The sequence below is a fragment of the Methylobacterium sp. UNC300MFChir4.1 genome (genome assembly GCF_900110155.1).
Classification (GTDB): domain Bacteria; phylum Pseudomonadota; class Alphaproteobacteria; order Rhizobiales; family Beijerinckiaceae; genus Methylobacterium.
The window spans coordinates 56,552-64,661 of sequence record NZ_FOCS01000028.1 but is presented as its reverse complement, the minus strand read 5'-3'; the positions used below and the strand labels follow the sequence as shown (position 1 = coordinate 64,661).

Genomic DNA, 8,110 nt, shown 5'->3' with positions numbered 1-8,110 from the left:
TGGCCTGAGCGGCGTGCCCAGAACCCGATCCCATCTCGAACTCGGCCGTTAAACACGCCAGCGCCTATGGTACTGTGTCTCAAGACACGGGAGAGTCGGTCGCCGCCAGACCCGCCCATCGCAATACACACACCTTCCCTCGACACGAACACCGATCCGGCCCCCGGACACGGCGCACGCTCGTCAGAGCCCGCGTCGACCCGGACCAGCCGTACAGACTTGGCGCGGGGTGGAGCAGCCCGGTAGCTCGTCAGGCTCATAACCTGAAGGTCACAGGTTCAAATCCTGTCCCCGCAACCAACGATCCTTGCGAGAGCAAGCCATCCAGAACCCCGGCCTCCGACAGGGAGCCGGGGTTTTTCTTGTTCGCAGCAAACCGCAGGATACCGGCGAGGTCGCCGCGCAGCATGAAGCGCAGCTCGCCGTTTTCAGGGACGAGCGTCACCTGATCGACGAGCATGCGGAACAGTTCCGCAGCCTCTGCGCGTCCGTCTTCCGTCCGGAGGCTGTCGTAGAGCTTCTCCACCCGCTGCCGGTATAGTTCCGCCATGTTCGGATGCAGCAGGGGCGGGGACTCCTGCGCATCCCCCAGGAACGCGGTCAGTTCGGCCTTCCGGCCCTCCAGAGTTTCGATCTTCGCCTTGAGCTTGAGGGGCGGGATGCCGGCCAGGATCGCATCGATGGCCTTGTCCAGTTCGCGCTCGGTGCGCTCCAGCTCGCGGCGCTTGGCGCCGAGTTCGGCGCCACGCTCGATCCGCAGCCGGTTCACCTCGCGTGTGAATTCGGCACAGAACTCGCGCAACAGCTCCGGCTCCATCAGGTGCGTGCGCAGCCCGTTCAGGATCGAGACTTCCAGCGCGTCGCGATGGATGTTGACCCGGTTGTCGCAGGTCCCCTTGTTCCGCGCCGTGGCGCAGCCGAGCAGGTCTTTCGAGATCATTGCGTGGCCGCCACCGCAGCAGCCACACTTCACCAGGCCGGCAAACAGGTGCTTCGGTCGACGCCGCTCGTTGAGAGAGTTTTGTCTGCCGTCAGCGCTCGTGAGACAGATTGAGGCCGTTCACGAACGGAGGATGTCTGGTTCATCGTAGCCTCAGGAGCGTAGATGAAGCAGACATCCGGGCCAGCTCGGAAGCCGGCAGAGACCGTTCGGAGGCGAGCGTCTACCGCCTGCTCAAGGCCCAGGACCTGATCACCAGCCTGGCCGACATTGTGATCAAAGCCGCCGACGAGGTCCGGGACAAGACCACCGCGTCCAATCAACTCTGGCAGACTGACTTCACCTATCTGAAGGTGATCGGCTGGGGCTGGTACGACCTCTCGACCGTGCTGGATGACTTCTCGCGCTACATCGTGGTGTGGAAGCTGTGCGCGACGATGCAGGCCAGCGACGTCACCGCTACGCTCGACCGCGCGCTGGCAGCCGCCGGGCTCGACCACGTGCACGTGGTCAGCGGCCTCGGCGGCTCTCCGACAACGGGCCGAGCTACGTCGCGGGGGATCTCGCCGACTGGCTCGGCAGCCGGGGCATGACCCACATCCGCGGTGCGCCCCGCCATCCTCAGACGCAGGGTCAGATCGAGCCTTGGCACCAGACGCTCAAGAACCGCATCCGGCTCGAACACGCCTACCTGCCCGGCGAGCTGGAGGCGCGGGTTGCCGCCTTCGTCGAGCCTTACAACCAAGCTCGGGCTCACGAGAGCCTGGGCAACCTCACCCCCGCCGACGTCTACTTCGGCCGCGGCGAAGCCATCCTGCAGGAGCGGGCGCGGATCAAGCGCCAGACCCTTATGGACCGCCGCTTGCGCCACCACGCGCAGGCTGCCTAACCTCTCAACCCAGGTGGACCAGAGCCTCCCTTCCTGAGGGTCCCAAATCGTCTCAAATCATCTGACAACGGACATCAGGCCATTTTCCTTACCAACCGTCCGGATGGTTCGGCCATTTCTGGCCAAACGTCCCGATCGAGCGTTATCAAGGGCTTAGCCATTCCTTGGACCTGTTCCAATTCGAACCGTATTGATTTCACCAGCTGCCACAGTCGCTTGAACCACTTAAAAAGTTCGGCCATTTTTGGCCAAGCCCTTGGCCATTCTTGGCCAAAAATATCAACCGCTGATGGACGCGCCTGAAGACCCGATTCAGAGGATAAAACGATCCACCTGATAGATCAGGCACTTGAGCTGAAAAAGAAAAAATAATTTCGCCCCAGAACGGCTTGGCACGAACTCTGCCATGTATTCCCCGCGAGGCCGGAACACAGCGCAGAACACCGGGCATAATCTAACCGGACCTGCGGATCGACCACCACCGGCCCCGGATCATCGGGGAAGACCATGCCGACACCCGCCTATATCTCGATCGAGGGCGCCACCCAGGGCAACATCACCCAGGGTGCCTTCACCGAAGTCTCCGTGGGCAACATCTGGCAGGAGGGCCACGAGAACGAGATCCTCGTCCAGGCGATCGAACACCGCGTCACCATCCCGCGCGACCCGCAGTCGGGCCAGCCCTCGGGCCAGCGCGTCCACCTGCCGTTCAAGTTCACCGCGCCGCTGAACAAGGCGACCCCGCTCCTGTACAACGCGCTCACCTCGGGCGAGATGCTGACCAAGGTCGAGGTCAAGTGGTTCCGCACCAGCTCGGCCGGCAAGCAGGAGCACTTCTTCACCACCCGGCTGATCGACGCGACCATCATCGACATCGACGCCCAGCTGCCGCACTGCCAGGACGCGCGCAACGCCGACTTCACCCAGCTGATCGCCGTGTCGCTGTCCTATCGCCGGATCGAGTGGGAGCACACCGTCGCCAGCACGTCGGGCGCCGACGACTGGCGCAAGCCCAAGGCCTGAGCCGGACGGCCTGAGCGGCGGGGGACGAGCGCATGCGCGCCTCGGGCGGCTCACGCGCCGGACGGCCCAGGCGGCTCCGCCTGGTCCAGCCGTGCGGCTCGCAGGACGCGGTACGCCCGGACGCGGGTGTCCAGGACGAGCCCGTCCCGGACGAGCCCCCGCCGCGGCCGATCCCGGCCCGGATGGTCCGACCGCCCGCCCCGCTGCCGATGCGGTGGCCGGGCTGGCGCGACCACGCCCGCGACCTCGCGCTGGTGCCGGGAGCTTTGGTCACCGCCCTGGCGATCCAGGTGTTCTCCGCCGACCCGGCCGAGTGGATCGTCGACCTGCCCGAGGCGGCGGCCGTGGCGTTCTGCGCCGTGCCGGACGGGCGCGACGGGATGCCGATCCTCCTGGCCCTGCTCACGCTCGGCCCGGTGCTCGGCCTGATCGGCCTGGCCGGCCTCAGTCGCCCGCACTCCTGGTTCGGCCTGGTCCTGGGCGCGGGGCTGGCCGCCTTCTGGCTGCAGCGCTTCGTCCTCCACGTCCCGGCCTGCACCCCCTGAGCCGGCAACCCCCTTGAGCCGGCCCCCGCCGGCCGGGACCGCGGCCTTCGAGAGACCCCGATGATCGCCCTGCCCGCCGAGATCACCCAGCCGCTGAGCGAGATCGAGCGCGACTTCACCCTCGCGTTCACCGCAGACGGCCTGCCGGAGGCCGATCTCGCGGTCACGGGCTTCCGCCTGGAGGAGGCGATCTCGGGCCTGTTCCAGGCCGAGATCGCGCTGGCCTCGCCCGACCCGGGCCTCGACCTCACCGCGCTGCTCGACAAGCCGGCGCGGCTCACCGTGCTCGACCGCTACGGCCCGCCCCGCCACGTCCACGGCGTGGTCGCCCTGGCCGAGCGCGGCGACACCGGCGCGCACCACACGCGCTACTCCGTCCTGCTCATGCCGGCGCTGCACCGCCTGCGCTTCGGGGCCGATTGCCGGATCTTCCAGGAAAAGAGCGTGCCCGAGATCGTCGAGGCGGTGCTCAAGGAGACCGGCGTCAGCGCCTACTGCCTCGCGCTGACCGAACAGCACCCCCCGCGCGAGTATTGTGTGCAGTACCGGGAGACGCACCTCGCCTTCATCGAGCGGCTGATGGCCGAGGAGGGCATCGCTTACCACTTCGAGCACGCCGAGGGCGGCCACACCCTGGTGCTGACCGACGCGACCAAGCTCGCCCCGGACGCGCCGGGCGCGGAGGCGATCGAGTACAACGCGCTGCCGGGCGGCACGGTGAAGGGCCCGCATGTCGGCCGGTTCACGTGGCGGGAGGTTGTGGCGCCCTCCGATGTGGTCCAGCGCGACCACTTCTTCCGCAACCCCGTGCACGACTTCGAGGCTCGGGCGCAGGCGAGCGTGCTGAACGGGCTGACGCACAAGCTGGAGATGTACGACTACCCCGGGCGCTACAAGGCGGACGCGGTGGGCCGGGCGTTCACGCGCTACCGCCTGGAGGGGTTCCGGGATGAGGCCAGCCACGGCGAGGGGGCGGGGCGGTGCGCGCGGCTGCTGCCCGGGCACCGGTTCGAGCTGACCGAGCATCCCGATCCGGCCTTGAACCGGCGGTTCCTGGTGGTGGCGGCGAGCCACGCCGGCAGCCAGCCGGGGGCGGTGGCGGGCGATGCCGGCGACGGGGGCGCGTACCTGACCACGTCGTTCCGGGTGATCCGGCACGACACGCCGTACCGCCCGGACGCGCCCGCCAAGCCGCGGGTGGAGGGCCCGCAGATGGCGATCGTGACCGGTCCGGCGGGCGAGGAGATCCACTGCGACGCGTTCGGCCGGGTGAAGGTGCGCTTTCCCTGGGACCGGTCGGGGCGGACGGACGACACGGCCTCGTGCTGGATCCGGGTGAGCCAGGGCTGGGCGGGGGCGAGCTGGGGGCAGATGGCGCTGCCGCGGGTGGGCCAGCACGTGATCGTGGACTTCCTGGAGGGCGATCCCGACCAGCCGATCATCACGGGCCGGGCCTACAACGCGCGCGAGCCGGTGCCGTACCCGCTGCCGGCCCACAAGACGCGGATGACGATCCGGTCGAAGTCGCACAAGGGCGAGGGGTTCAACGAGTTGCGGTTCGAGGACGAGCAGGGCCGCGAGGAGGTGTTCGTCCACGCGCAGAAGGACATGCGAGTGAAGGTGCGCCACGACCGGCGCAAGCGGGTCGACCACGACCAGTCGGAGAGCATTGGGAACGACAAGTCGATCGATGTCGGCGGCAACCAAGTCGAGACGATCGCGCAGAACAAGCAGCTCACGGTCGGGATGAACATGAACCGCACCGTCGGCATGACCTCGTCAGAAGAGGTCGGGATGATGAAGAACACTGTGGTCGGGCTCGCCCAGACGGTGACGGTGGGCAAGACCTGCACGATCAGCGTGGGCGAGGAGCTGGTGATCCAGGTCGGCGGCGGGGCCGACAAGGACGGCAATGCCGGCGCCGCAAAGGCGATGCTCGTGATGAAGAGCAACGGCGATATCCTGCTCAAGGGCGTGAAGATCTACCTCGACGGCGAGGCCCACGTGCAGATCGCCGCGGCGATGATCGACAACAACTGAGGTCGTCATGCCGGAGCTGGTCAACCACGCCCCGTTCCCGAACTTCCGATACTATGCCGGCGACAACCGCGGCGGCGAGTTCGGCGTGGTCATCGTCAAGGCGACCTACGCGCCCGGGAGGGACGGGCGGCTGGCGGTGGCCGAGGAGCAGGCGCCGCTGCTGTTCACGGATGCCTGCCACGGGGCGGTGAACGTCAGCTCGGTGTGGCACCCCTCGGACCTCGTGCCGTACAAGCCGCGCACCGACATCTTGGTCAACGCGGTGGCGCGTGCGCCCGGGGGCGTGCCGATCCCCGCGTGGCTGGCGGGGGTGCGGGTCTCCCGGGGCGGCGCGACGGTGGTGGAGAAGCAGGTGCGGGTGACCGGCCCGCGGCGCTGGGAGCCGGACTGGGCGCGGGCGCTGTCGGACGAGGAATGGGCGGAGTGGCCCCGCCACCGCGCGGCGTTCCGGGGCTGGCGCCTGTCGGATCCGGAGCCGGTGGCCGAGGTGCCGCTGCACTACGAGCTGGCCTTCGGCGGCACGCCGCCTGCGGGCACGGATGCCGAGGGCCGGCCGGTCTTCGCCGACGACCCCTACAACCCGATCGGCTGCGGCTGGCTGCACCCGGAGGGCAGCGACCACACGCGGGCGCATCCCGCGCCGCAGATCCTCGGGGCCGACGAGGTGCTGGCCGAGCCCTACACGCTGCGGCGGCCGCACACGCTCGGGCCGATCCCGTGCGCGTGGGAGCCGCGGCTGCCGCTGGCCGGGACCTACGACCAGCGCTGGCTGGACACGATCTGGCCGGATTGGCCGCCGGACTACGACTTCGCCTACCACAACGCGGCCCATCCCGACCTGATCTGCCCCGGCCACCTCGTCGGCGACGAGCACATCCAGCTCGCCGGGCTGACCGGGGACGCGCGGCCCCTGCACCTCGACCTGCCGGGCGAGGCGCTGGCGGTGGCGTTCGCCGAGCCCGGGGGCGCGGTCGAGGTCCGGCCGATGGTGCTGGACACGGTGTTGCTGGACGTGGCGGCGCCGCAGCTCGCGGACGCACGGGTGTTCTTAAGCTGGCGGGTGCGGTTCGAGCCGGACCGGTACGCCACCGCCACGATCCTGCGCCGGCCGCCGGCGGAGCTGGCGGGCGACAGCCCGAATGAGACTTCCATCGACGATCGGGCGCGGGGGCGGGCGGCATGAGCGAGGGTCGGATCTCGGCGCGCAAGGACGGATCGAACGTGATCGTGTCGAAGGGTCCGGACGTGTGCCTGACGCCGCGGGGCAGCGCGATGGTGCCGGTGCCCTACACGTCGATCGCATTCCTGTCGTCGGCCACGCGCACCTCGACCTCGGTGCGCAACAACGGCAACTACGACTTCCAGCTGAACTCGCGGTGCGCGACCTCGACCGGGCACGAGCAGGGCACGGGCAAGGGCGTGAAGGTGCCGGGCTATCTCGGCATGGCGCACGCCAAGGAGGGGTCGAGCTTCTTCTACTCGGAGGGGTTCGCGGTGGTCAGCCACCGGGACCCGGCCTGGATCAACCGGCCCGATCCCGGCGGCGAGGAGCCGAAGAAGGGCAAGCAGCCGGTCGAGTTCGCCGCCAACACAACCCAGAACTTCAAGTACGCCTGCAAGGTCCTGGGGATCGATCCAGTCGACGCGTCGGACGCCCTGCACGCCGCCAAGCAGGCGGCGGCCGTCCCGGCCAACGGGGCCTACACGTTCGACCTGAAGACAGGCGACATCTTCTACGGCGGCGAACACATCGGCAACCTGAGGGAGTGAGGATCATGGCAGCGCGCAAGATCCGTCACCACCCGATCGACCTGAGCCTGCGGCTCACGAGCCGGCAGGTGCCGCTCGATGACGTGGTCGAGCACCTGGGCTTGCCGGTCGTGCAGAGGCACAGGCTCGGCGAGCCGCTGGCCGAGACCGGTCCCTTGGCCAGGCGAGTGGCGGACGCGCATTACGCCGCCCTGGCCGTATCCGAGGACGCCGATGTCGCGGGCGCGACGGCTTCGGTCGAGCGCTTCGCCGCGTCCGTGTCGGCCCAGACGGCGCTCGTGGAGGGCCTACGCAGGGGACGGATCGAGGGCGTGATCTGGATCGCGGTGCTCGGCCGGGTGCCGACAGCGACGCCCGAGTTGCCGGCGGAACTCGTGGCGCGGGTGGCGGCGCTGAGTCTGGTCGTCTTCCTGGAGAACTACAGCACCTGGGACGGCGAGGGCGACACGCCGCCGAAGACATGGCTGCCGCACCCGCCCGCTGGGTCGTCTGATGTAGGGGCTGCGTGATGGCGTCCGGTTCGGAAGGGAAGCACTTCGCCTACACGCCCGGGACGTCATCGACCTCGCCTCCAGGGGGCGGAACCGCGCCTCAGCCGGGCCACGCGGGGAGCACGCCGCTACACCGCGGCGACGCGCGTGAACAAACCGGCGATCATGAGTCCCAGCAGAGGGCTAACTGCAAAGCCGAAGTTAATTCCGGTTGCACGGCAGCTCCAAGGAAACTCTCTCATGTCTTGAGCGATAAAGCAAAGGCCGCAGCGATCGTTTCTGGAAAAGGTGTTCCCTATTATCAAAAAGCTTTGGACGACATCGTCGGATCCTACGACGGTTTCGTCAAGATGGGCCCAAATCCGGCTAATCCGCGCGCGCTAGACCAGCTATTACACCGGTACGACTCCCT

General features: G+C 68.4%; 7 protein-coding genes, 1 tRNA gene, 1 rRNA gene and 1 pseudogene. 9 read left to right on the top strand and 1 reads right to left on the bottom strand.

What is annotated here, in order from left to right; all coding sequences use genetic code 11:
• Both rrf and BMY19_RS26120 read left to right on the top strand, forming a co-directional pair.
• Positions 1-111, top strand: a 5S ribosomal RNA gene (rrf, locus tag BMY19_RS26125); the annotation flags it as partial.
• Between the two features lie 112 nt (positions 112-223).
• Positions 224-300, top strand: a tRNA-Met gene (locus BMY19_RS26120).
• On the opposite strand, the gene BMY19_RS31790 is transcribed toward BMY19_RS26120, so the two are convergent.
• Positions 257-940: a hypothetical protein gene (locus BMY19_RS31790; RefSeq protein WP_348529863.1), complete on the bottom strand. Its 684-nt coding sequence runs from the start codon at positions 938-940 to the stop codon at positions 257-259. The two genes, BMY19_RS26120 and BMY19_RS31790, sit on opposite strands and share 44 nt — an antisense overlap.
• A gap of 209 nt (positions 941-1,149) precedes the next feature.
• Here BMY19_RS31790 and BMY19_RS26110 point away from each other — a divergent pair.
• The 7 genes and pseudogenes from BMY19_RS26110 to BMY19_RS26080 all read left to right on the top strand — a co-directional run.
• A pseudogene (locus BMY19_RS26110) lies at positions 1,150-1,829 on the top strand (DDE-type integrase/transposase/recombinase); the annotation flags it as partial.
• Positions 1,830-2,336: 507 nt separating this feature from the next.
• Positions 2,337-2,852: an Hcp family type VI secretion system effector gene (locus BMY19_RS26105; RefSeq protein ID WP_100253408.1), complete on the top strand. Its 516-nt coding sequence runs from the start codon at positions 2,337-2,339 to the stop codon at positions 2,850-2,852.
• A gap of 182 nt (positions 2,853-3,034) precedes the next feature.
• A complete protein-coding gene (locus BMY19_RS26100) occupies positions 3,035-3,397 on the top strand; it encodes a hypothetical protein (RefSeq protein ID WP_139215704.1) in 363 nt (120 codons plus the stop codon).
• A 60-nt stretch (positions 3,398-3,457) separates the two neighbouring features.
• A complete protein-coding gene (locus BMY19_RS26095; protein ID WP_100253406.1) occupies positions 3,458-5,437 on the top strand; it encodes a type VI secretion system Vgr family protein in 1,980 nt (659 codons plus the stop codon).
• 7 nt (positions 5,438-5,444) lie between these two features.
• A complete protein-coding gene (locus tag BMY19_RS26090; protein ID WP_100253405.1) occupies positions 5,445-6,620 on the top strand; it encodes a DUF2169 family type VI secretion system accessory protein in 1,176 nt (391 codons plus the stop codon).
• Positions 6,617-7,207: a PAAR-like domain-containing protein gene (locus tag BMY19_RS26085; protein WP_100253404.1), complete on the top strand. Its 591-nt coding sequence runs from the start codon at positions 6,617-6,619 to the stop codon at positions 7,205-7,207. Before BMY19_RS26090 ends, BMY19_RS26085 begins: the two co-directional genes overlap by 4 nt.
• Before the next feature lie 5 nt (positions 7,208-7,212).
• Entirely contained in the window at positions 7,213-7,716 is a 504-nt protein-coding gene (locus BMY19_RS26080) for a hypothetical protein (RefSeq protein WP_139215703.1), read from the top strand.
• Positions 7,717-8,110: the final 394 nt, after the last annotated feature.